Origin of the sequence: Corallococcus sp. bb12-1 (genome assembly GCF_026626765.1) — a bacterium.
GTDB classification, from domain to species: domain Bacteria; phylum Myxococcota; class Myxococcia; order Myxococcales; family Myxococcaceae; genus Corallococcus; species Corallococcus terminator.
On the sequence record NZ_JAPNJZ010000001.1, the window covers coordinates 132,164 to 152,746 of the forward strand.

Consider the following 20,583-nt stretch of genomic DNA (forward strand, 5'->3'; position numbering starts at 1 on the left):
CCCGCCTTGGCGTCTGCTCCAGCGCGACGTCGCGGCCCACGGCTGTGCTCCACGAGGCGCGCGTCCTCGCGGCGCACTTCGGGTCGCGAGCGCGGAATCGGGTAACGATTTTCTGGCGACAGCGGAGACACGCCCCTACGCCCCACCGCCCTGCCAGATGAGCATCCCCATCACGCCCACGTCGCGCGCGCCGTCCGCGTGGAGGCGCCACGGCACCGCCACGCCCAGCTCCAGCGACTTCGACGGATGCGCGAGCAGGCCCGGCGCCAGGAGCACCGTGGACGTGCCGTCCTCGTCGCGCCACGCGGCCTCTACCATGGGCCGCAGTGGACCCAACTCCAGCACCGCGCCGGCCGCGAAGTCCGGATGCAGCGCTCCGCCCAGGCCGCGCACGCCGGGAAGCTGCTGGGCCTTGAGTTGGAGGTTGAAGCCCAGCGGGCCCACGTCTTGATACGCCAGCAGGTACGGTTCGAATCCCGGACGGAAGCGGTCATCCACCGCGTCGCGCGTGGCCAGCACGTCCATTCCGACGCTGAGCGTGAAGCCGCGCCGTCCGTCGTTGATGAGCGCCCAGCCCACGCCGGCACCCGCGGAGTCCAGCCCGCGCGGATCCTCCGGCGTCGTCAGCGCCACCGCCGCTTCCACCTGCACGCGGTCGCTGAGTCCGTACTCGGCGGACACGGGCAGTTCGAACTGCGTCTCGCCTTCCTGCCGCGTCCACTCCAGGCCCGTGCCCAACTGGACCTGCTGCTTCTGCTGGGGCGCGGCCCCGTCGCCGAGGAAAAACTCCTGCACCCGCCCCTGCACCCCGTCCGCCGCGAACGCGGGCACGGACAGGAGGCCCAGCAATCCCACCGCCGCACGCCGCCATCCATCCGCCATTCCCCCAGGTTGCCCATGCGACTGGCGCTCCGGGGCCCCCCTGTCGTGCCGTCAAGAGCCCGTCTGCTCGCTTGCTGGTACGCGCGAGGAAACGGGCAGGGGCTCGGAGTGGAGGCTTGCATCACCAGGGGTGAGGGTGACAGGAGACCCAGGCACTCTTCCAAGGGACCGACCCATGACATCTGGAACGAAGACTCCGCATCCCTTCGCGCGCGGCGCCGTGGCCCTGCTGGCCCTGTGGCTGGCGTCCTGTGGTGGCAAGGATGTGCGTCCGGGTGACGAGGTCCCCGACGACGCCAACGTCGCGGATGCATGCGCGACGGACGTGCCCTCCACCGACCCGGCCAGCGGGGCCTGCGCGCCGGTGCGGCTGCAGTGCGCCAAGGACCTGAACGGCTTCAAGACGGACCGCTACGTCTGGCGCGATGGCGACTGCCGCGTTCGTTCGGTGTCGCTGGTGCGCAACGACGCGGCGGACCCCGCAGGCTGGAATGGCGGCTACATCCGCCGCTACACCTACGAGGCCGCCGGAGCGCAGCGCACCTGTGACGGGCAGAGCGCGCAGGTGCCCGGCTGGGGCATGGTGACCAGCCACCTGAAGGAGGGCCCGACGTGGGGGGCCTGGACCCAGGACGTGCGCGGCACCGGGCGCATCCTCTTCAAGGGTGCCCACCACGCGTTGCATGAGCTGAAGTGGCCGCTGTCGCTGGCCGGGAACGTGGTGCAGGTCACGGTACAGTACCTGTTCGCCACCGGCCGCGACCATCCGCTCTACGCCATCACCCACGATTCATCCGGCTTTCTCGCGGACAGCATCGAGGCCGACGTCCGCTCGCCCTACGGCGACCTCGCCTTCGACGACAACGCCAACACAGACATCGCGGGCCTGGGCTGGGGCGACCGCTATCGCTTCGTCACGCTGAACTCGCCGGTGACGATGAACAGCGGTTGGGATTACCGCGAGCCCAACGTGGTGCCCTACACGCGCATGTGGACCGCGGCGCCGGACGCGGAGATGGGCGTCGTGCAGACCCAGACGTGGCAACAGAAGCCCGCGGGCGGCTACTGGCTGTATCCGGAATGGGGCACGCGCCACGCGGCCGGCCCCATGCCCGTGAACTACAACTGGGCCTACCAGCTCAACCAGTATGAGCTGCCCTCCGTCACCAACTCCCACCGGCTCGCGTGGGGCAGCAACTTCGGCGCGGTGGGCAAGACGCAGTACCCGCGCATCGGGGATGACGGGATGCTCTCCGGCTACCCGTACCAGAGCTATTCGGTCTTCATGGTGCTGGGCACGCACGCGTCCGACCCGGTGCTCAAGCTCGCGTCACAGGTGGAGGCGTGGCAGGGCGTGAAGCTCTCCGCCACCGAAGGCACCGTGCGCACGCGCGGCCCGGGCGGCGTGGGACGCACCGACGCGGTGACGTACGACGTGCCCGGCTACAACCCCGTCTACGCCACGTGGGAAGCGGACACCGCCTCCAACCGCGTGACGCTGGCGTTCGACACCCAGGGTCGCACGCTCGTGCACCCGATGCTGGTGCTGCACGGCTACACCGCCACCAGCGCCCCGAAGACGGTGACGCTGAACGGCCAGGCCCTCACCGCGGACACGGACTACTTCGCGTCGGTGGACACGGCGGGCAAGAGCGTGTGGCTTACCCTCCAGCGCGACGTGGTGGGCAACGCCACGCTGCGGGTGGAGTAGCGCTTCCCCGCGGGACGGGTCCCTGGCACGCGAAGGTGCCAGGGACGCGTTCCTTCAGGTCGCACGTCAGTCCACGGGGCCGCTGCCACCGTAGCCCTGCGGGGTCTTCGAGCGCAGCTGCTCCCACTGGGCGCGGGCGTCCTGCTCCACGCGCTTCTGCTCGTCCACGCGGCGGCGCGAGGTCTCCACCTCGCGCTTGGACTCCGCCACGGCGGACATGAAGTCCGCCTCGGACATGTCCTTGGCGCGGACGTCGCCGGTGCGCTGCAGGGCCTGGAACTGGGCCAGGTTCAACTGCGCGTCCGCCACGTTCAGCTCGGCGTCGCGCAGGCTCTTCTCCGCCTTGCGCGTGTCAATCTGCCGGTCATGCCACGCGACCTGGGCCTCGGCCGCGGCGCGTCCGGCCATGGCGCCCTCGAGCTGGGACCTGGACTGGGCGATGGGGCTGGACTGGCCCGTCGCCTCCGCCGCCTTCACGGCGGCCTTCTCCGCGTCCACGCGGCTCTTCGCGGCGTCCCCGTTGCGACGGGCGACCTCCGCGGAGCGCTCGGCGTCACGCACGGCCACATCGGCGCGCGTCACGTTGTCCGTGGCCTTGGTGCGGGCGAGCTGCGCGTCACGCACCTCGCTCAGCTGCTCCTCGGGGACGCGCGCCATCATCGCATCGTCCACGCGCGCGGCCTTCGAACTGCCGCAGCCGGCGAGGAACACCATCGACGCCCCCATGGCCAACCCCATCACCCAATGACGTTTCGTCCTGTTCTGAAACATGAGCGGCTCCCCTCATACGAAGATGACTGTTGGGCAACGTAGGCACTCTCCAGCCGGGGAACAGGCGCTGCGGGCACTCCGGGTGCGGATGTCCCACTGGGAATGACGCCTGGAATCAAGGCCGGCCGCAGGACAGGCGGGCACGGCGTCTGGCGCTTCCGGGCAGTTGTCGCGAAGGGGGGCCAAAGCGTCAGGAAAGAAAGTCATGTCCCAACCTGGCGAGGGGGCGTGTCTGAACAAGGCGCGGTCCATGCGCCACCAGGGAGGGAACGTGAAGCGAGCCGGCTGGGGAATTGCGTTGGGGATGAGTTGTGTGCTGTTGGGGGCCGCCTGCGGGCCCGAGGGCGCCGTTGACGAGCCCCTGGAGGGGACGGAGTCCGTGGAGATGCGCATCTCCCTGGCTGGGGATGAGTGCGGCGTCGTGTCCGCGCAGGCGCACGTGTGGGGCAACGACTTCTCCCCCATTGGCCCGGTGAACATGTACGTCGGGAACGGCTACATCGAGGGCGGGGTGAGCAACGTCCCCGCCGGGCTCCAGCGGAGGGTGGGCGTGGCGGCCTTCAACGCAGCGGGGAAGCCTGTGTACTCCGGCACCGCGTACGTGGACGTCTACGACGGACCGATGTCGTCGGTGCAGCTCACCCTGCAACGCAACCCGGAGAACTGCCCGGGCTCCGGCACCGGGAGCATCCACATCATTGGCGTGCTGGAAGGTCGCCCCCGGACGGACGGCGGTCCGGGCCCTTCGTATGACGCGGGTCCGGGGCCTTCGCATGACGCGGGTCCGGGTCCTTCGTTCGACGCGGGCTATGGCCCCCGGCCGTAGAACCAAGCGGTGAGGGCGAGGCGCTGGGCGTACGAAGGCAGCACCTCGTGCTCCAGCCGCTCGCTCAGGAACACCACCAGCCGGTCCAGCACCGGCGCCACGTCCAGCGGGGCGCCGGTGTCCTCCGGGTAGAGGCGCAGGAGGCCGCCGTCCGTCGGCGTCCAGCCGGCGTTGGCGTACCAGATGGCGGTGAGGCGCCGGTTGGACTGGCCCGGGAACGCGTCGCGGTGGCGGGCGTAGTGCGCGCCGCCTCCGGGGTAGCAGGCAAGCTGCACGTCGAAGCGGCCCAGGCCCAAGTACGCGCTGGAGGACACCGCTTCGCCCAGCGCGCGGAAGTGGTTCCACAGGGATTCCAGTTCGGTGTCCGCGCCGGGCAGCACCCATTCGATGTGGTCACCGCGCACGGAGGTATCGAGCGAGTGGTCCGCGCCGCGCCGGATGCCCGCGGGCCGGAGCGCTCCCGCGGACACACGGGCCAGGGCCGCGGCGCGCACCGCTAGGGCCCGGGGCTCACCGAGGAAGGCGTCCCGCACGAAGTAGCCGTGCGAGCCCAGCGCCTCCACTTCCGCGTCCGTCAGCTCCACCCGGCCTCCCAGGTCTGAGTCCTCCAGGCGGCTGCCCGGAGTCCGGCCGACACGCTGCCCCAGGACGCCCCCTGGAAGGAAGCGGGTAGAATGCCGGGCCATGGCGAACCTCTCGCGAGTCCTCTCCGTCCTCGCCGCCGCCGCCGTGGGGGCGCTGGTCGCATGGGTGCTCCTGCGCCCTGCGTCCTTCCGACAGCCGGACTCCGCCGTGGTGGTGGAGCAGATGCGGGAGGTGGCGCGGCTGGAGACGCTGGACGTGGCCCTCTACAAGAAGGTCACCTTCACGCCCGAGCCAGAGGCCACCGATGCGCTGTGGAAGGACGTGCTGCTCTGGGCGAGCTACACGCTGAAGAACCCGCATGGCCGCGCCATCGTCTTCGCGGACGCGCACCTGGGCTTCGACTTCCAGCGCTTCGACGCCAGCCACCTGCGCGCCACGGGTACGCGGGTGGACGTGCTCCTGCCACCGCTGGTGGTGACGGTGGCGCTGCGGCCGGGGGAGACGGAAATCATCGACTCCAACCTGGACAGCGCGCAGACGGCGCAGCTGCTGGAGAAGGCCCGGCTCGCCTTCGAGCGCGAGGTGCGGCAGGACGCGCGCTTGAAGGACAAGGCGAGACAGTCCGCGGAACGTTCGCTCCGAGGGCTGCTGCTCACCCTGGGCTTCCGTGAGGTGCACTTCGTGGAGCGGCTGCCTTTGGGGACGGCGGGCTGAGACGATGACGCTTCGACGCGAGAAGGTGTACCGGCAGGCGCTCGACGCGGGGCCGTAAAGCCTCACGCCAGGCGCAGCGAGTCGCCTTCCAGCAGATACAGCCCGGGGACACCGTCGGACACATGTCCCAGCGAGGTGAGGATCCGCACCGAATCCGCATCCGAATCCCGGCACAGGACCACCACTTCACGCTGGCCCAGGTTCACCCGCAGGCGCCCTCCGCCCGTCGCGGCATCGAGCCACCGGCGTTGGGCCTTCGTGAGCAGTCGCGCCCCGTCGAGTCCGTCGCCACCCGTCACGGCCCACATGCCGGAGAACGCCTCCGCCAGCCTCACCTCGCCGTGGTCGATGACGACCGGGCGCACGTCAGCGGGATGCGCCTCCAGGTTGCGCCACGCCGCCGCGTCCACGGCATCGAGCGTGAGCCCTGCACTCCCGAGCGCGCTGGCGGGCAGGTAGCGAACGAACTCCGCGTCCTCCAGCACGTAATAGATTTCCAGCCCCTCCGGCCCCGGCCGGAACAGCGCGCCCTGCGTCCCCGCCACGAACCCAGCCGGCCGCAGCACCGGTCGCAGCGTGTCCAACGCCACGCCGGATGGGCCCACGCCGGAGGACAGACCGCCCAGCCGCGCCACCAGCGCCTCCACGTGCGCGGTGAGCCCCTGGGCTCCCGGGTCCGCATGATACGCGGCATACAGCGAGCCCACGTCCACGCGGCCGACACCGCCCGACGCCAGCTTCACCAGCAGGTCCCTGCCCTGGCGCCGGAAGCCCACGCCCGCGCGCCCCAGCGCGGCACTGAGCGCGGCGGTGAACTCCGGACGCAGCACCTGCATCTCGGGCTGGAGGACCGGGGGCAGGTCCGCGGACTCCAGCTCCGCGCGCAGCAGCTTCGCTTCCGCATCGAACGGGTCGCGCGCAACGGCCTCGGCCACGTAGGCGCGGGCGCGCGCGGCCTCGCCCTGTCGCAGCGCGAGCACGGCGAGCACCTTCAGGGCCTCCGGATCACCGGGGCTCAGCACCAGCGCGTCCCGCAACTCGGCCTCCGCGTCGCGGTGCCGCTCCAGGCCCAGGAGTGCACGCGCGAGGCCCAGGCGCACCTGGAGGTCCTCCGGGAAGTCGCGCCGCAGGGCCTGCATCAGCGGCAGGGCTTCGCGTTCGGCGTCCGCGTTGACCAGCGCATGCGCCACGGTGAGGCGCAGCGTGGCGCCGGGGCGTTGCGCGGCCTCGGAGCGCAGCGCGTCCAGCTCCGCGTCGCTGAGCACGTCTCCGGCCTCCACCTTGCGGCGCAGGCGCTCCAGTTCCGCCAGGGGCATCACGCGCCGGGACTCTAGTGGCCCGGGTCGGGAGCGCCCAGCCCTTCGGTGGGTTCGTCCTCGCTCCGGCGCTGCGTGAGGAATTCATCCAGGGCCCCCACGTCGATGGGCTTGCGGAACACCGCGTCCACCAACGCCAGGCTCGCGCGGTTCTGCCCGCGCACGTCGGCGCCGGTGACGATGGCCAGGAGCGCCTGGGGCGAGCGCTGCCGCAGCTCACGCGCCAGCTCCCAGCCGGTCATCTCCGGCATCACCGCGTCCAGGAGCGCCGCGTCGAAGGGGTGCTTCTCCCAGATGCGCAAGGCCACCTCCGGGCTGTGCGCCACCTGCACGTCGTAGCCCTCCTCGCCCAGCACCTCGCCCATCATCCGCGCGTTGTCCAGGTCATCGTCCACCACCAGCACGCGGCGCGCGGGCCGCTTCAGGTGCGGCACCCCTCCTGGAGCCATGGCCGGTGGCGGCGGGAGCAGGGCCTCCTCATCCTGCGCGGTGTCACGGAAGCGCGGCAGCCGCACGGCGAAGCTCGCACCCGAACCGTCCTGCCGGTTCTCCACCGTCAGCTCTCCGCCCCAGCGCTGCACCTGCGTGCGCGCCACCGCCAGGAACAGCGAGAACTGCGGCGCGCCCGGGTCGCGGCGCAGCGGATCAAACAGTCGCGCCAGCTCCTCCACCGCGTAGGGCGGGCCCCCGTCCTCGATGCGCAACGCCAGCCATCCCTCCCCTTCCGGCCGGGTACGGACCTGGAGCGTTCCGCCCCCCTCCATGCGGTCCCTCGCCGACAGCAGCAGGTTCACGATGAGCTCGCGGAAGAAACCCGCGTCCGCCTTCACGCCCCACGGGAAGCCCAGGTCCAGCTCCGTGTGCACGGGGTGCTCGCGCTGCTCCAGTTCGCCTCGAGCCAGCTCCAGCGCCTCGCGCACCGCCTGGTCCACCGGCACGTCGGTCAGGAGCTCCTCGGTGCGCTGCACGCTGAACTCTTGTAGCCGCGCCACCAGCTCGCCAATCTGGCGCACCGTCTTGTCCAGCGCCTCCACGTGCTCCGGCTTGTATTCGCGTTGCAGCAGCGTGATGCGCAATCGCAGCACATTGAGGAAGTTGTTGAGCGCGTGCGCGGCGCCGCTCGCCAGCTGCCCCAGCGCCTGCTGCCGCGTGCGTCGCAGCAACTGCCCCTGGAGCCTGCGCACCTCGTCGTGCGCGCTCTCCAGCGCCTTGGTCTTCACCGCCGCTTCGGTCCGGTCGCTGAAGGTCTGGATGACGCCGGCCAGGACCTTGTCCTCCTCCCAGACCGGCGTGGCGCTCATCTCCAGCGTGGCGTCGCTGCCCCCGGGGCGCTCCACCACCATCATCACGCCGCGCACCGGGCCCTTCTCCCGGAGCGCGCGCAGGAAGGGCATGTCCTGCACGCGGAAGGGCTCTCCCGTCGGGTGCCGGGCGTTGACCTGCGTCAGCACGGGCGACAAGGAGCTGGTGGCTCGCGCGCCCACCACCGCGCGCATGGGCACGCCCATCAAGCGGCTGACCGGCGGCGAGGCGAAGGACACCATGCCGTCCGTCTCCGCCAGCAGGATGCCCACCTCCACGTGGTTGAGCACCGACTCCATCACCGCGGCCTCGCGGAAGCGGACCTCCTCCGTCTTGAGCACGCGCGCGTAGGAGGCCTGCGCGGACGCATCCGCCTCCCACACCAGCTCCGACACCAGCTCCGCGACGTCCGCGTCGATGACGCCCCCGTTGCGGCGCGCGTAGACGTAGAGCAGCACCTCCTGGAGCGACTTGAACTCGCGCGTCAGGTCCTCGGGTTCGAAGTTCTGGTCGTAGCGGAAGGCCCCATGCGAGCGCACCACCTCCGGCCACAGGCGGATGGCGTCCTCGCCCCGGTCACGGAGCAGACGGGCAAGCTCATCCAGCAGGTGGTGCAGGGGGGCGCGCAGGTCGCGGCCGGGGACCTCCACCTCGTACGTCTCCGCGCGCAGACGCTTCGCCCACAGGCGCGTGATGCGCTCGCCCTCGTCGGAGAGCAGGTCGGACAGGGCGGTGATGGCGGTATCGGAAGGCACGCTCAAGGGCGGACGATGCGCACGCTCCAGGCGCCCAGCCACCCGGCCCCCCTGGTGACGCCGCGCGCGAATGTCCGCCTCCACACACCCCTGGCCTCGTCACGGAGTACGAGGGCCAGACTGTCTGCAAGCCCTGGCCAGGAGCGGCGGTCGTCCCCACCTTCCCTGGCACGGATGAGCGTCAAAGAGCGCAGGCAGAATGATCTCGAGCAACCCCTGGTCTCCCAGCAGGCCATGGCGCAGCTCTTCCGTGGGGAGCTGAGCCGTTCGGACACGTGGCGCACGCGGCTGGACACGACGACGAACTGGGCGCTCACCACGACGGCGGCGGTCATCTCCTTCGGCTTCGCGACGCCGGAGAGTTCGCACGTGACGTTCCTGGTGGGCATCTGGATGGTGGTGTCCTTCCTGCTCATCGAGGCGCGCCGCTACCGGTATTACGACCTGTGGAACCGCCGCGTGCGTCTGCTGGAAGACGGCTGGTGGGCACCGATGCTGCGGCGCGAACCGGTGGATCCGGACGCCCTGCGGGAGCTGGCGGTGGAGATGTCGCGGCCGCAGATCCAGCTGTCGCTGGGGTCGGCCATCGCCACGCGGCTCAACCGCGCGTATGGGCCCATCCTCATCGTCCTGTTGGTGACGTGGTTCTTCAAGGTCTACAGCCACCCGCGACCGCCTCGCGACTTCGACGACTTCCTGGAGCGGGCGCATGTCGCCTGGATTCCTGGCCCGGTGGTGATGGGCTCATTGCTGATCATCACCCTGGTTGCGGGCTACCTCTTCATCGCGTCCTTCTTCATCCGGGCGCCGCTGGGAGAGCTGCGCACGCGGCCGCGGGGACGCCGGGCCGCGATGTGGGAGACCTTCTACCGGCCCTACGCCATCCAGCGGCGCAAGCGCCCACGCCGCGCGGTGAGCAACCGCACCAACCCGCCGCGCCCGCAGTCACCGTTCGACCAATGAGCGCGACGACCGTCCCAAGAACGCAGTGACTTCCGGCCCCTCGTGTTCCTGCCATAGAACACGAGGGATATTATGAGGACGCGCCTTTGCCTTCGCTGGCTTCTCCCCGTGCTGATCTCCGCCTGCGCAGGAAGCACCTATCGGGTGAGCAACGAGGGACGGTGGTTCGGGCGCACGGGAAGCACGGTCTGGGTCCACGGCCCGTGGGAAGAGAGCCAACCCTCAACGGATGTGGATGACGTCATCGACCAGCTCTGTCCTGCCATCATGAAGCTGGAGGGCGCTGCCGCCAACGACTACGGCCAGGAATACTGCGGAGCCATCTACTCACTGGGCGATGGCGTCTACTACGCCAGTCACGCCTCTCCCCTGGGGAAGACTGTTCCGGTGGGGGCCTCCAAACGAAAGCAGTGCACCCCGCCCAGTCGTGTGGTGGACGAGCGGGGACGAACTTCGACCCTGGCCGACTATCACAGCCATCCCTGGTCGCCCTCACCGCTGTCCATCTTCGACCTCAAGAACGACAACCAGCTCTGGCTCATCCGGATCCAGTTCGATCGAGGCTGTACTGTCATGAAGTACCTGCCGTACAAGCATGTCGCCCACCCAGGCGAGGTCTATGTGCGACGAAACGCGACGTGGGTCCTGATCGGGCTCCTTCAGTCATCCCTGGACAAGGATCTGGGAATCGTCACCCCGGTGGAGGCGAAGTAGCGTTCCCGACGGAATCACCATGAACCAGCTCTCCCTCCTTCTCATGGCCCTGTCCTTGACGGGTTGCGGTCTCTTCCAGCGCCCGTTCCGCCCCGAGCATGCGCCCCCAGCGGAGGCCGCCGCGTTCCAGTTTCCACTGGGTTTTCCCCCAGGAGAGCACACCTTCATCCCGAGCACCCTCTCCGCGGCGATCCAGCTCGCCATGGACGACTTCCTTCCACGGGATGCCAGCCCGCCTCGGAACGCCACACCGGACGAGGTCTGCCTCATGCGCCGTGACTCCTACGACGTCCTCGCCAAGAACCTGTCCGAGGATGTCGTCCTCGTGGCCTTCACGCCCGGCAACGGCGCCTGCGCCTCGGAAGGCCTGACGCTGGACCTGGGCACCACCTACGCCATCGACGTGCGCGGATGGCGCATCCTCGCGGTCCAGCGATAGCGCCCCTCACTCCTCCGTGTTCGTATCCGGATCCCCGCCCATCCGGTGGCCCCGGTCGAGCTTCTGCAACGCGGCCAGGTCCTCCGCGTCCAGCGTGAAGTCGAAGATGTCCAGGTTCTGGCGCATGCGCTCCGGATCCTTCGACTTCGGGATGGCGATGACACCCCGCTCCACGTGCCAGCGCAGGATGACCTGCGCCGGGCTCCGGCCGTGCTTCTTCGCCATGCGGACAATGGCGTCATTCTTCAGCACGTCCCCGCCCCGCCCCAGCGGACTCCAGGCCTCCAGCACGATGCCGCGCTTCTCCGAATCCGCGACTAGCACCGGCTGCGCCAGGTCGGGGTGCAGCTCCACCTGGTTGACCGAAGGCACCACGCCCGTCTCATCCACCAGCTTCTGGAGGTGATGCGGCTGGAAGTTCGACACGCCAATGGAGCGCACCCGCCCCTCATCCCGCAGCCGGATGAACGCGCGCCACGTGTCCACGTAGAGCTGCTTCGCCGGCAGCGGCCAGTGGATGAGATACAGGTCCACCCCGTCCAATCCCAACCGCCGAGCGCTCGCATCGAACGCGCGCAACGTCGCGTCGAAGCCGTGGTCCTGGCCCCGCAGCTTCGTCGTCACGAACACCTCCGCCCGGGGCAGTCCCGCCGCCCGGAGGCCCCTGCCCACGCCCGTCTCGTTGCCGTACCGCGATGCCGTGTCGATGAGCCGGTAGCCCGCCTTCAGCGCTGACTCCACCGCGACCGAGGCCTCGTCATCGTCCAGTGGCCACGTGCCGAACCCCAGCTGCGGAATCCGGTGACCGTCGTTGAGCAGGCGGGCGGGCGCGGACGTCATGGCGACTCCTGGGAGGAAGAATCCCTCAACCTGGGGATGCCCTGCCCCCGGTTCCATCCAGGACCCGGCAACCGAGCGCCACGAGGGCCGTCCCCCCGTTCACTTCCATTGTTTCGCGATGTCTTCCTTTGTCGGCTCCGGCTCCCTGGCAGGGAAGTAGCGCGCAGGGTGGAGGTCCCAGTCCACGCGGATCACCCGCTCCCCGAATTCCGCCACATGGTTCCGGGCCCGGTCCACGGGCCAGGCGCGCTCACGTCCATCGGTGGTGGCCTGGACGACCCGGCCGTCCTGGAAGGTGGCCCGAAGGATGAGCGGTTCGGAGCTACACCGCGAGCCCGTGGCGGCGCCCTCCAGCTTCCGGCCATCCATGAACAGCAGGTCGTACTTCACGGGGTTGTACTTGTCCCCGGAGGACCACGACCCCTTCTGGCAACGCACCACCACCTCGCGCACCTCGCCCAGGAACGTCCGGGCATTCGCGACCGCCTCCGGACGCAGGCCGGGCGAATCACCAGGGCCCATCTTCTTCAGGGCGGCGTCCACGCTCTCGTTGAGCAGGTCCGCCAACGTCGGACTGGGGATGTCCCCCGGCATCTCCGGCGGGTTGAGGATGGGGCGCAGCAGGAGGAAGCCCCCCACCAGCACGAAGGCTGAAATCCACATGCCCGCCAGCATCAGGCCGACCGGAAGCTTCTTGCCGCTCATCTCCACCCCACCGCGAGATTCAGGACGCCCAGCCTGCCACGGGTGGCCTGAAGGAACCCTCTCGCACCCCGGGTGGGCAGGGGGGCGGGGAGCCCCTGCTGATGGGCGCCATGTCCCTGGGTGAAACAGGCCCGTTTTCGTCCTTCCGGCCCCCCCGGATTTGTGGTGTGAACCGCCCCCATGGCGAATACGCGAACTGTGACGGTCATCAACGGCGACGGCATCGGTCCCGAGGTTTCGGCGGCCACCATTCGCGTCCTCGAAGCGCTCAAGGTCCCCCTGGAGTTCGAGTTCAAGGACGCCGGCGCGGAGGTCGTGGCCAAGTTCGGCACCAACCTCCCCCACGAGACGGTGGAAGCGGTCCTCAAGAGCGGCGTCGCCCTCAAGGGCCCCACCGGCACCGTCGTCGGCGGCGGCCTGCCGTCCGCGAACGTCGGCCTGCGCAAGCGGCTGGACCTGTACTCGTCCCTGCGCCCGGTCAAGAGCGTCCCCAACGTCAAGACGCGCTACGAGAACGTCGACGTCGTCGTGGTCCGCGAGAACACCGAGGACCTCTACGCCGGCCTGGAGCACATCGTGGTGCCGGGCGTCGTGGAGGCGCTGAAGATCATCACGGAGAAGGCCTCCACGCGCATCGCGCGCTTCGCCTTCGACTACGCCCGGAAGAACGGCCGCAAGCGGGTGTCCGCCATCCACAAGGCGAACATCATGAAGCTGTCGGACGGCCTCTTCCTGGACTGCTGCCGCAAGGTCGGCCGCGAGTTCCCCGAAATCACGTACGACGAGGTCATCGTCGACAACCTCTGCATGCAACTGGTGAAGGACCCGACCCGGTTCGACGTGATGGTGACGGAGAACCTGTACGGCGACATCATCAGCGACCTGTGCGCGGGCCTCGTCGGCGGCCTGGGCATGGTGCCGGGCGCCAACATCGGTGAGCGCACCGCCGTCTTCGAGGCCGTGCACGGCACCGCTCCGGACATCGCGGGCAAGGGCATCGCGAACCCCACCGCGCTGATGATGTCCGCGGTGATGATGCTGGAGTGGCTGGAGCTGAAGGACGAAGCCCGCCGCATGCAGGGCGCCATCCAGAAGGTCTACGGCGGCGACGGGAAGGTGCGCACCGGCGACCTGGGCGGCAGCGCCACCACGCGCGAGTTCACCGACGCCATCATCGCCGCGCTGTAGTCCGCGCGGCGGTCCCGGGGTGGAGCGAGCCCTCCACCCCTGTCTGGCACTTCACCCGATGATGACCTTGCGGACGCCCCGCGCTTCCAGGAGCGCGGGAAGCCGTTCGCGCTGGTCGCCCTGCAACACCAGCGAGTCCTCCTCCACCACACCGCCGCAGCCCAGGCCGCCCTTGAGCGCCTTGAGCCAGGTGTCGAGCTGGGCCGCGGGAAGCCCCAACTGCTCCACCACCGTCACTTCCTTGCCACCCCGGCCCTTGCGCTCCATGCGCACGACGGCGCGCGCGGGGCCCTTGGGTTCGGGCTTCGCCTTCGGAACGGGCGGAGGCGGCCCCACGGGCAGCGCCTCCCGCTGAGCGGACAGGGCGGCGAAGGGGTTGTTGAAGGGCCCCGGGGACGCCGGAGCCTCGTCCTTCTTGTCGCGCTTGCCCATGGCGTGCGGTGACTCCTACGGGTGGGCGTGGCCCTCGTGGCCACCACCGGCGGCCGGCGCGCGAGCGGGCGGCAGCACGACGAAGGCGGCGGCGTTCGCGTCGCCGTTGGCCAGCACCAGCGAATAGATGAGCGGCGCGGACGGCGGCACCTGCCGGCCGTTCAACAGCACCAGCGGCGTGCCCTGGATGTTGAACTTCATGGCGTATTCGACGTCCTGGCGCAGCTTGCTCAGGGTCTGGGGGTTGCTCATGCACGCCTCCAGTTGCGGGCGCGCCACGGAGCCGGACGTGGCGATCTCCATCACCTTGTCCGTGCTCAGGAAGGCCTGGGCGGCGAACAGCCGCTCGCGCAGCTTCCAGAAGTCCTTCGCGTCCTCCAGGCACACCATCGCCTTGGCGGCTTCGCACCGCACGCTGGGCGCGTCCGGGCCCCGGCGGGGAATGGCCGGGTTGCACGCGCCATCCAGCGGGAAGTGCCGGGCCTCCACGGACAGCTTGCCCTCGGGCGAGGCGCGCTTGATGTACGCCAGCTCCTCCACCAGCGACTTGCAGTGGGGGCACTTGCTGTCGGTCCACTCCACCACTTTCACGGGCGCGTCCACCGGGCCGTAGATGCGGCGCGCGGGGTAGACGGCCGGCTCCGGAGTAGCGGCGCGGTACGCGGCGAGCGCATTCGCCAGGTACTGCTTCTGCTCCTGGGGCAGGCCCGCCAGGTAGACCTCCAGCGTCGGCGGCGTCACGGGTGGGGGCTCCACCTCGTCCCCGTAGGTAACCTTCGCGGGGGCCGTCGCGGTCGGAAGGAAGGCACCCGCCTTCTGCGCGTGCGGCGTGGCGCGGCCGGGCATCTGCATGGCGATGAAGGCGACGGCGGAGATGCCCACCGTCCACTTGAGCGCGTCGCCCCACTCGCCCGCCTGGGGCGTCAGGGGACCGGGCAGGCCCTTCCAGGCGACGCCCGCGAAGGCAATCACCAGCGCATAGGTGGCAAGACACGTGGGGCACACCACGCCCACCTTGGCGCTGACGCCCGCGAAGACGACGACGGAGACGATGCCCGCGACAGCCAGCAGGCGCAGGCCGTTGGTGGCAGGGCGCACGGAGCGCTTCGCCTTCGCCCACGCGAGGTACAGCGCGCAGAGGCCCACCGCGACGAGCCCCCACACGAGGCCCAGGCCGGCGATGGGGATGCCCAGCGTGTCGTGCACGGCGCTGGCGAAGTCCGAATTCCAGACGGTCTCGCAGTTGACCTGCTCGCTGATGCCGCAGCTGGTGGAACCGCCCGCGCGCAGCGTGAGCAGCTCCATCCATTGGTAGATGGCGAGCCCGCTGGTGAGGATGCCCAGGACCAGCAGCGCGAGGGCGCCACGGGTGGGGACGGGGGCGGCCGGGGTCGGGGCCTTCTTGCTCATGCGTGCTCCGGAGGCGGGGTCATCAGGACGAGGAGGCGGGCATTGTCCGGGCCGTCATTGACGACGCCGTGTTCGGAGCCCGCGGGGGCGAAAAGGGTGGAGCCGGGGCCATGCGTCGCTTCCTCATCACCGATACGGAAGCGGCAGCTTCCGTCCAGCACGAGGTACACCTTGTCGGACGTGGCATGCCGGTGGGGCTTCTGTGCCTGGCCCGGGGCCAGACAGTAGACGTCGAGGAAGAAGCGACCGGACTGGAAGACGGTGTGCTTCTGGAGCTTCTCCAGGGAGAAGCCCTGGAAGGCCGCAAGCTGCTTCACATCCATCGTGGCAATCGCTCCTTCGCCTCTATATAGCGACGGGCATGGAACCGCTGTCGCTGCATTTTGTTCACGAGCAAGTGGGTGCCCGCTTCATTTCATTGGGCGGCCGTGAAGTGGTGGCCGGGTATGGAGACGTGGGCGCGGAGTATGGCGCGGCCCGCGACGCCGTGGCACTCCACGATGCGTCCTACCGCGAAATCCTCCGGATAACGGGGGAGGATCGCGCCTCCTTCCTCCACGGCATGGTCACCCAGGAGGTGAAGAACCTCCCGGTGGGCTCGGCCGCCTATGCCGCCTTCATCACCGTGAAGGGCGCCATGGTGGGCGACGCGCGCATCCTCAAGCGGGAGGGCGACCTCCTCCTGGACGTGGAGCCCGGCCTGGGCGCCAAGGTGCGGGAGTTCCTGGACAAGTACCTCATCTCCGAGGACGCCGAGCTGCACGACGGCACCCCGGAGTCCGGCTGGCTCCGGCTGCTCGGCCCCCGGACGGCCCAGGTGCTGGCCGCCGTCCTCGCCGGCCCCTTCGAAGCGCTGCCGGCGCAGGCCAGCCGCCAGGCGGTGGTGGCCGGGCAGGACGTGTGGCTCCTGGGGACGGCGCTGCCCGGAGGGGTGTCCGGCGTGGACGTGCTGGTGCCGCGCGCGGGGTTGGAGGCGGTGTGGACAGCGCTCGCACAGGCGGGCGCGGCCCACGGGCTGAAGCCGCTGGGGTTCGACGCGCTGGAGCTGCTGCGGGTGGAGGCGGGGGTGCCGCGCTACGGGCAGGACATGGTGGACACCACCATTCCGCTGGAGGCGAATCTCACGCACGCCATCTCCTACAACAAGGGTTGCTACATCGGGCAGGAGGTCATCGCCCGGGCCACCTTCCGCGGGCGCATGAACCGCCAGCTCGCGGGGCTGCTGTTGGGCAACGGGGACGCGGACGTGGCGCCCGGCACGGAGCTGCGCCGGGGTGAGAAGAAGGTGGGCTGGGTGACGAGCGTGGTGCGCTCGCCGGTGAAGGGACAGCGCGTGGCGCTGGGCTACGTGCACCGCGACTCGCTGGAGCCGGGCACGGAGCTGACGCTCGCGGAAGGCCCTGGCACCGCCACCGTGGCGGCCCTGCCCTTCACCGCTGGGTAGGATGGACCCCGGTCGCGCCGACCGTGGCGTGGCACCGGGGGAGGCCATCATGCGGCATGGAGTGAGGGGTTTTGTCTTCGCGCTCGGGGGCCTGTCCGTCGCGTGCTCGGACCCCAACGTCTGCAACCACGATGACGACTCCGTCACCTACACGGTCACGGAGAACACCTGTGGGCCTTCCGCCACGGGCACCGTGCGGGTGTTCTCCGAAGAGGACTCCTGCGAGGTCTTCGCGGAGGTGGACGAGGGCCTGGGCCTTCCCACCGACGTCTCTCCACGCATGCCCAGCAGCCGCTTCTCCTCCGAGAGCTACCTGAGCCGCGAGCTCTGGAGCCTGAGCTACAGCAGCTTCGGGTCGGACGAGGGGGAGGTGCGTCCCTACATCCATCGGACCTGCAGTTTCACGGACCGCGACCCGTCGGGGCGGAAGTTCCTCTGCCGGGACACCGTGGACACGAACCCGCAGACGCCGCAGCCTGAATGCACCGCCGTGCTGACCCGGCAATAAAGCCAGACGTTCTAATCCTCGCGTTTCCGCCCGCTCTCTCTGTCTGCCCTTGTGGGCATGGGCAATGCTATCCTTGGAACGCCTCACAAACTTGTAAATCATTCCAAGGACACTTCAAATGCGGATGACCCTTCTCCTGGGGCTGCTGTCGGTGGGGCTGTTAGCGGCCTGTGGTGGCGTTGAGCCGGAGGCGCAGGACTCCGATGTGACGGGCCAGGCACTTCCGCCCTGTGAGCTGGCCTGCGTCGGCTCCTACAACAGCTGCATGCGGCGGGCGACGACCCTCGCTGCCGAGGATGCGTGTCTGGAGCGGCGCCTCCTGTGTTTCGACGGCTGTGGCGCTGGCGCTGTGCAGCCCGTGGAGGCCCTGCGTCCGCCGCCGTGCCAGTCCAGGTGCGACCTCCTCCATGAGCTCTGCATCAACGAGGCTGGGACGCCGGAAGCGCAGGCCCTCTGCGATGCCGAGCGCAAGGTCTGCAAGCTCGCGTGCGTAGCCCCAGCGGCGCAGCCGGTGGAAGCCATGGCCGTTCCTACGTGCCCGGAAATCTGTGCAAGGGCCTACCACCGCTGCAAGCTGCTCGCGAAGACGCCGGAGGACTTCGAGCTGTGCGGCTGCTGGAACTACCAGTGCATGGACTCCTGCGTTCCCTTGAGCCCGGGCAGCACCGGCACCGCGGCGTACGACGTGACCTGCGACGGGTAGTTCCCTAACGTTTCGGTCCGGGGGCCCCGCGAAACAGGCTCAGCAGTTGGCGGGGCCCCTGCGTCACCACGATGAACAGCAGCCCCAGGGCAAGGAGCAACAGGGGAAAGGCCAGCGCGCCCAGCACGGCACCTGCCAAGAGGCCGCCCACGCCCCACCCGATTCCCGACATGAAGCCCACCACCCCGCCCGCCACGCTCCCCAGCACCGCGCCCGTGAGGATGATGGGTTCGATGAGGTTCATGTCACGGGGCCAGGTCAGGCGCGTCGCAGTACACGTACTGGATGCCGGTGGAGCAGCCCGCGTAGGGACAATTCGAGGACTTCGCCGCCTCCTGGTCCGCGTCGATGAGCGCCTGGAGGTCAGCGCCCTGTGCGCAGGACAGACACCGCACCTCCGGCGCCACCCCACCACAGCAACCACAGCCGCAGGCGACATAGGTCGCGTTGCAATCCAGGGCCTTCGGTTGCTCCTCGACCTTTGGACGCCCTTCATCAGCGGCCTGGCAGCCCAGGCCCACCGAGCACAGCAGCAGCAGGAAGCGCAGGGGCATCCGGGAAGGATAGACGATTCAGGGCGCGTCCTCCGCACCGTGCGTGCAGCGGTTCGCCAGGGGCAGGAACCTGGATTGGGTGCGAGGCAGTACGCTCCCCCGATGCGCTCCCCCCTTCCGCTGGTCCTCCTCCTTGCCGGCTGCGCATCGACGCCACCCCCGCCTTCGCAGAAGGCGCCCATCGTCTGCACGCTGATCGGTTGCAGCTCGGGGATGACGATGCTGCTGGCCCTCAAGATTTCCCGGCCGCAGCTCCAGTCCAGCAAACTCACCGTCTGTCGCAACGACGAGTGCTACCCGACCCGCCTCGAAGGACTCTCGTCACGCCCATCCACCTTCATGCAATGGCCCATGCCCGTCGGGATGAAGGGCAAGCCCACGATGGAGCTGATCGCCAAGAGCCTGGAGGGAGGAGACGAGGGCCTGAACATCTTCTACAACCTGAATGATGACGAGGCCTCGAGGGATGGCGATGTCTACCGGGTGACCCTGGAGGGAGGGGACGGTCGGATCATCACGAACATCGAGAGGACGGCGAAATACCAGGCCTTCCAACCCAATGGACCCGACTGCGGTCCCCCATGCCACGGCGTCGCCTTCATCGAAGCCGGGGGCGACTTCGAGAATCGTCCCCTGATCCAGAAGTGACGGCGCTCGAACGTGCATGAGCAGCGATAGCGTGGGGCCTCTCTGTGGCTGAAGATGCATGGGAGCAGGAGGCAACCTGGGTGGTCGAGGCGCTCAACCTCCTGACCGTACTGGCGGCACCTCGTCTCTACGAGCGGTGGTGCACGCAAGCCCCGGCGGAGCAACTGCGGACCGTGCTCCAGCCCCGCATGGCGGCGCTCTCGGCGTTCTGCGCGAAGGCGTGGGGGAGCCCGGATGCGGAGCGCTTCCGGTCAGCAGCCCCCAAGGTGCGGGAACTTGCGGAGTCCCTGGCAGGCGCTCCCCCCGGGATCCTCATGGAACCAGCCTGGACCGCCCAGGCCCGCGAGTGCTTGGACGCGATGGGGGTCCCAGTGCCTCCAGAAGGATGGGAAGCCTTCGAGGGATGGCGTGTCAGCAATGGGTAGGAGGCAAACCGCCCTTCTTCAGAAGATGACGCCGTCGTCTGGGAGCGCTACGACAAACACCCAATGCGGCAACTGGGAAGCAAAAAGCGCTGACGCCGCGCGGCGTTCAAATCTTCGCACTTTCGCCATTCCCCATATGCCCCTCAGGGCATGGACAGTTCTATCCTTGGAAGGCTTCTCAAGCATGTAAATCACTCCAAGGACACTTCAAATGCGGATGACCCTCCTCGTGGGGATGCTCTCGGTGGGACTGCTGGCGGCCTGTGGCGGTGTGGTGACTGCTGACGAGACGGACGCTCAGGACACGAGCGCCTCCCTGGCGACCGCGGAGCAGGGAATTCGCTGTGCCCTCTGTGATGGCGAGCCTTGTCCTCCCCCCAATCGCCCCTGCTGCGGCGACTTCATCTGCGACGTGGGGGATCCCGAAATCTGCCCGATGGACTGCCCTGAGCCTCCGGGCTACTGCGGCGACGGTGTCTGCAATAACGGCGAGTCCAGCGCCACCTGCCCGGGCGATTGCGGCGCGCCAGCGCCCTACTGCGGCGACGGTGTCTGCAATAACGGCGAGTCCAGCGCCACCTGCCCGGGCGATTGCGGTGCGCCAGCGCCCTACTGCGGCGACGGCGTCTGCGACAGCAACGAAACCTGGCGGAACTGCGCCCCGGATTGCTACGTGAGCTGCATCGAACAGCCCTGTCAGGGGTGATGCCGCGCTGAAGGCGGATGCAGGAAGAACGAAGGGCCTGGA

Annotated in this window: 24 protein-coding genes; 12 read left to right on the plus strand and 12 right to left on the minus strand. The window is 69.3% G+C overall.

Features of this window, described 5'->3' with window-relative positions:
* Positions 1–135 precede the first annotated feature (135 nt).
* Positions 136–882, minus strand: coding sequence for a hypothetical protein (locus tag OV208_RS00545; RefSeq protein ID WP_267571817.1), 747 nt, complete (start codon positions 880–882; stop codon positions 136–138).
* Positions 883–1,057: 175 nt separating this feature from the next.
* Here OV208_RS00545 and OV208_RS00550 point away from each other — a divergent pair, with 175 nt between their 5' ends.
* Positions 1,058–2,593 carry a hypothetical protein gene (locus OV208_RS00550; protein ID WP_267571818.1) on the plus strand — a complete coding sequence of 512 codons (1,536 nt, stop codon included), beginning with the start codon at positions 1,058–1,060 and terminating at the stop codon, positions 2,591–2,593.
* Positions 2,594–2,659: 66 nt separating this feature from the next.
* Here the strand turns inward: OV208_RS00550 and OV208_RS00555 are convergent, their stop codons facing one another.
* Positions 2,660–3,364 (minus strand): hypothetical protein, encoded by a 705-nt coding sequence (locus OV208_RS00555; RefSeq protein WP_267571819.1) that lies wholly within the window; start codon positions 3,362–3,364, stop codon positions 2,660–2,662.
* Between the two features lie 304 nt (positions 3,365–3,668).
* On the opposite strand from OV208_RS00555, the gene OV208_RS00560 reads away from it, so the two are divergent.
* Positions 3,669–4,190 (plus strand): hypothetical protein, encoded by a 522-nt coding sequence (locus OV208_RS00560; protein WP_267571820.1) that lies wholly within the window; start codon positions 3,669–3,671, stop codon positions 4,188–4,190.
* On the opposite strand, the gene OV208_RS00565 is transcribed toward OV208_RS00560, so the two are convergent.
* Entirely contained in the window at positions 4,172–4,876 is a 705-nt protein-coding gene (locus tag OV208_RS00565) for a 2OG-Fe(II) oxygenase (RefSeq protein WP_267571821.1), read from the minus strand. The genes OV208_RS00560 and OV208_RS00565 overlap by 19 nt on opposite strands.
* Here OV208_RS00565 and OV208_RS00570 point away from each other — a divergent pair.
* Positions 4,875–5,489: a DUF4230 domain-containing protein gene (locus tag OV208_RS00570; protein ID WP_267571822.1), complete on the plus strand. Its 615-nt coding sequence runs from the start codon at positions 4,875–4,877 to the stop codon at positions 5,487–5,489. The two genes, OV208_RS00565 and OV208_RS00570, sit on opposite strands and share 2 nt — an antisense overlap.
* Positions 5,490–5,551: 62 nt before the next feature.
* Here OV208_RS00570 and OV208_RS00575 read toward each other — a convergent pair whose 3' ends face one another.
* On the minus strand, positions 5,552–6,805 hold the full coding sequence (locus OV208_RS00575) for a tetratricopeptide repeat protein (protein WP_267572783.1): 1,254 nt from the start codon (positions 6,803–6,805) through the stop codon (positions 5,552–5,554).
* A 14-nt stretch (positions 6,806–6,819) separates the two neighbouring features.
* Positions 6,820–8,862 (minus strand): hybrid sensor histidine kinase/response regulator, encoded by a 2,043-nt coding sequence (locus tag OV208_RS00580; protein ID WP_267572784.1) that lies wholly within the window; start codon positions 8,860–8,862, stop codon positions 6,820–6,822.
* 174 nt (positions 8,863–9,036) lie between these two features.
* Here OV208_RS00580 and OV208_RS00585 point away from each other — a divergent pair, with 174 nt between their 5' ends.
* The 3 genes from OV208_RS00585 to OV208_RS00595 all read left to right on the plus strand — a co-directional run bounded on the left by OV208_RS00585 (position 9,037) and on the right by OV208_RS00595 (position 10,978).
* Entirely contained in the window at positions 9,037–9,825 is a 789-nt protein-coding gene (locus tag OV208_RS00585; RefSeq protein WP_267571823.1) for a DUF2270 domain-containing protein, read from the plus strand.
* A 108-nt stretch (positions 9,826–9,933) separates the two neighbouring features.
* Positions 9,934–10,539, plus strand: a complete 606-nt coding sequence (locus tag OV208_RS00590; protein ID WP_267571824.1) for a hypothetical protein — start codon at positions 9,934–9,936, stop codon at positions 10,537–10,539.
* 19 nt (positions 10,540–10,558) lie between these two features.
* Positions 10,559–10,978 carry a hypothetical protein gene (locus OV208_RS00595; protein WP_267571825.1) on the plus strand — a complete coding sequence of 140 codons (420 nt, stop codon included), beginning with the start codon at positions 10,559–10,561 and terminating at the stop codon, positions 10,976–10,978.
* 6 nt (positions 10,979–10,984) lie between these two features.
* On the opposite strand, the gene OV208_RS00600 is transcribed toward OV208_RS00595, so the two are convergent.
* Together OV208_RS00600 and OV208_RS00605 are read right to left on the minus strand one after the other, a co-directional pair.
* The gene (locus OV208_RS00600; protein ID WP_267571826.1) at positions 10,985–11,818 is read right to left on the minus strand and encodes an aldo/keto reductase; all 834 of its coding nucleotides are present in this window, start codon (positions 11,816–11,818) and stop codon (positions 10,985–10,987) included.
* Positions 11,819–11,917: 99 nt separating this feature from the next.
* The gene (locus tag OV208_RS00605; RefSeq protein ID WP_267571827.1) at positions 11,918–12,523 is read right to left on the minus strand and encodes a hypothetical protein; all 606 of its coding nucleotides are present in this window, start codon (positions 12,521–12,523) and stop codon (positions 11,918–11,920) included.
* A gap of 180 nt (positions 12,524–12,703) precedes the next feature.
* Here OV208_RS00605 and OV208_RS00610 point away from each other — a divergent pair, with 180 nt between their 5' ends.
* Positions 12,704–13,711, plus strand: coding sequence for an isocitrate/isopropylmalate dehydrogenase family protein (locus OV208_RS00610; RefSeq protein ID WP_120545682.1), 1,008 nt, complete (start codon positions 12,704–12,706; stop codon positions 13,709–13,711).
* Positions 13,712–13,762: 51 nt separating this feature from the next.
* Here OV208_RS00610 and OV208_RS00615 read toward each other — a convergent pair whose 3' ends face one another.
* Genes OV208_RS00615 through OV208_RS00625 form a run of 3 tightly spaced genes read right to left on the minus strand, consistent with a single transcriptional unit; the run spans position 13,763 to position 15,876 of the window.
* Positions 13,763–14,143, minus strand: coding sequence for a translation initiation factor (locus OV208_RS00615; RefSeq protein ID WP_267571828.1), 381 nt, complete (start codon positions 14,141–14,143; stop codon positions 13,763–13,765).
* 15 nt (positions 14,144–14,158) lie between these two features.
* Positions 14,159–15,553, minus strand: coding sequence for a thioredoxin domain-containing protein (locus tag OV208_RS00620; protein ID WP_267571829.1), 1,395 nt, complete (start codon positions 15,551–15,553; stop codon positions 14,159–14,161).
* Entirely contained in the window at positions 15,550–15,876 is a 327-nt protein-coding gene (locus OV208_RS00625; protein ID WP_120542664.1) for a cupin domain-containing protein, read from the minus strand. The genes OV208_RS00620 and OV208_RS00625 overlap by 4 nt, the downstream gene beginning before the upstream one ends.
* A gap of 38 nt (positions 15,877–15,914) precedes the next feature.
* Here OV208_RS00625 and OV208_RS00630 point away from each other — a divergent pair, with 38 nt between their 5' ends.
* From OV208_RS00630 to OV208_RS00640, 3 genes are all read left to right on the plus strand, one after another.
* Entirely contained in the window at positions 15,915–16,997 is a 1,083-nt protein-coding gene (locus OV208_RS00630) for a YgfZ/GcvT domain-containing protein (RefSeq protein WP_267571830.1), read from the plus strand.
* Positions 16,998–17,046: 49 nt separating this feature from the next.
* Positions 17,047–17,505 (plus strand): hypothetical protein, encoded by a 459-nt coding sequence (locus tag OV208_RS00635; protein ID WP_267571831.1) that lies wholly within the window; start codon positions 17,047–17,049, stop codon positions 17,503–17,505.
* A gap of 118 nt (positions 17,506–17,623) precedes the next feature.
* Complete coding sequence (locus OV208_RS00640) at positions 17,624–18,208, plus strand: hypothetical protein (RefSeq protein ID WP_267571832.1); 585 nt, start codon at positions 17,624–17,626, stop codon at positions 18,206–18,208.
* Positions 18,209–18,212: 4 nt separating this feature from the next.
* On the opposite strand, the gene OV208_RS00645 is transcribed toward OV208_RS00640, so the two are convergent.
* Together OV208_RS00645 and OV208_RS00650 are read right to left on the minus strand one after the other, a co-directional pair.
* Positions 18,213–18,452, minus strand: a complete 240-nt coding sequence (locus tag OV208_RS00645) for a hypothetical protein (RefSeq protein WP_267571833.1) — start codon at positions 18,450–18,452, stop codon at positions 18,213–18,215.
* A gap of 1 nt (position 18,453) precedes the next feature.
* On the minus strand, positions 18,454–18,762 hold the full coding sequence (locus tag OV208_RS00650; protein WP_267571834.1) for a hypothetical protein: 309 nt from the start codon (positions 18,760–18,762) through the stop codon (positions 18,454–18,456).
* A 213-nt stretch (positions 18,763–18,975) separates the two neighbouring features.
* On the opposite strand from OV208_RS00650, the gene OV208_RS00655 reads away from it, so the two are divergent.
* Positions 18,976–19,410, plus strand: a complete 435-nt coding sequence (locus OV208_RS00655; protein ID WP_267571835.1) for a hypothetical protein — start codon at positions 18,976–18,978, stop codon at positions 19,408–19,410.
* A 636-nt stretch (positions 19,411–20,046) separates the two neighbouring features.
* The gene (locus tag OV208_RS00660) at positions 20,047–20,541 is read left to right on the plus strand and encodes a tenascin-X (RefSeq protein WP_267571836.1); all 495 of its coding nucleotides are present in this window, start codon (positions 20,047–20,049) and stop codon (positions 20,539–20,541) included.
* Positions 20,542–20,583 lie beyond the last annotated feature (42 nt).

Coding starts and splice junctions, on each gene's coding strand:
- OV208_RS00545 (WP_267571817.1), bottom strand. CDS start 882: ATGGCGGATGGATGGCGGCGTGCGGCGGTGGGATTGCTGGGCCTCCTG.
- OV208_RS00550 (WP_267571818.1), top strand. CDS start 1,058: ATGACATCTGGAACGAAGACTCCGCATCCCTTCGCGCGCGGCGCCGTG.
- OV208_RS00555 (WP_267571819.1), bottom strand. CDS start 3,364: ATGTTTCAGAACAGGACGAAACGTCATTGGGTGATGGGGTTGGCCATG.
- OV208_RS00560 (WP_267571820.1), top strand. CDS start 3,669: ATGAGTTGTGTGCTGTTGGGGGCCGCCTGCGGGCCCGAGGGCGCCGTT.
- OV208_RS00570 (WP_267571822.1), top strand. CDS start 4,875: ATGGCGAACCTCTCGCGAGTCCTCTCCGTCCTCGCCGCCGCCGCCGTG.
- OV208_RS00565 (WP_267571821.1), bottom strand. CDS start 4,876: ATGGCCCGGCATTCTACCCGCTTCCTTCCAGGGGGCGTCCTGGGGCAG.
- OV208_RS00575 (WP_267572783.1), bottom strand. CDS start 6,805: ATGCCCCTGGCGGAACTGGAGCGCCTGCGCCGCAAGGTGGAGGCCGGA.
- OV208_RS00585 (WP_267571823.1), top strand. CDS start 9,037: ATGAGCGTCAAAGAGCGCAGGCAGAATGATCTCGAGCAACCCCTGGTC.
- OV208_RS00595 (WP_267571825.1), top strand. CDS start 10,559: ATGAACCAGCTCTCCCTCCTTCTCATGGCCCTGTCCTTGACGGGTTGC.
- OV208_RS00600 (WP_267571826.1), bottom strand. CDS start 11,818: ATGACGTCCGCGCCCGCCCGCCTGCTCAACGACGGTCACCGGATTCCG.
- OV208_RS00605 (WP_267571827.1), bottom strand. CDS start 12,523: ATGAGCGGCAAGAAGCTTCCGGTCGGCCTGATGCTGGCGGGCATGTGG.
- OV208_RS00610 (WP_120545682.1), top strand. CDS start 12,704: ATGGCGAATACGCGAACTGTGACGGTCATCAACGGCGACGGCATCGGT.
- OV208_RS00615 (WP_267571828.1), bottom strand. CDS start 14,143: ATGGGCAAGCGCGACAAGAAGGACGAGGCTCCGGCGTCCCCGGGGCCC.
- OV208_RS00620 (WP_267571829.1), bottom strand. CDS start 15,553: ATGAGCAAGAAGGCCCCGACCCCGGCCGCCCCCGTCCCCACCCGTGGC.
- OV208_RS00625 (WP_120542664.1), bottom strand. CDS start 15,876: ATGGATGTGAAGCAGCTTGCGGCCTTCCAGGGCTTCTCCCTGGAGAAG.
- OV208_RS00630 (WP_267571830.1), top strand. CDS start 15,915: ATGGAACCGCTGTCGCTGCATTTTGTTCACGAGCAAGTGGGTGCCCGC.
- OV208_RS00635 (WP_267571831.1), top strand. CDS start 17,047: ATGCGGCATGGAGTGAGGGGTTTTGTCTTCGCGCTCGGGGGCCTGTCC.
- OV208_RS00640 (WP_267571832.1), top strand. CDS start 17,624: ATGCGGATGACCCTTCTCCTGGGGCTGCTGTCGGTGGGGCTGTTAGCG.
- OV208_RS00645 (WP_267571833.1), bottom strand. CDS start 18,452: ATGAACCTCATCGAACCCATCATCCTCACGGGCGCGGTGCTGGGGAGC.
- OV208_RS00650 (WP_267571834.1), bottom strand. CDS start 18,762: ATGCCCCTGCGCTTCCTGCTGCTGCTGTGCTCGGTGGGCCTGGGCTGC.
- OV208_RS00655 (WP_267571835.1), top strand. CDS start 18,976: ATGACGATGCTGCTGGCCCTCAAGATTTCCCGGCCGCAGCTCCAGTCC.
- OV208_RS00660 (WP_267571836.1), top strand. CDS start 20,047: ATGCGGATGACCCTCCTCGTGGGGATGCTCTCGGTGGGACTGCTGGCG.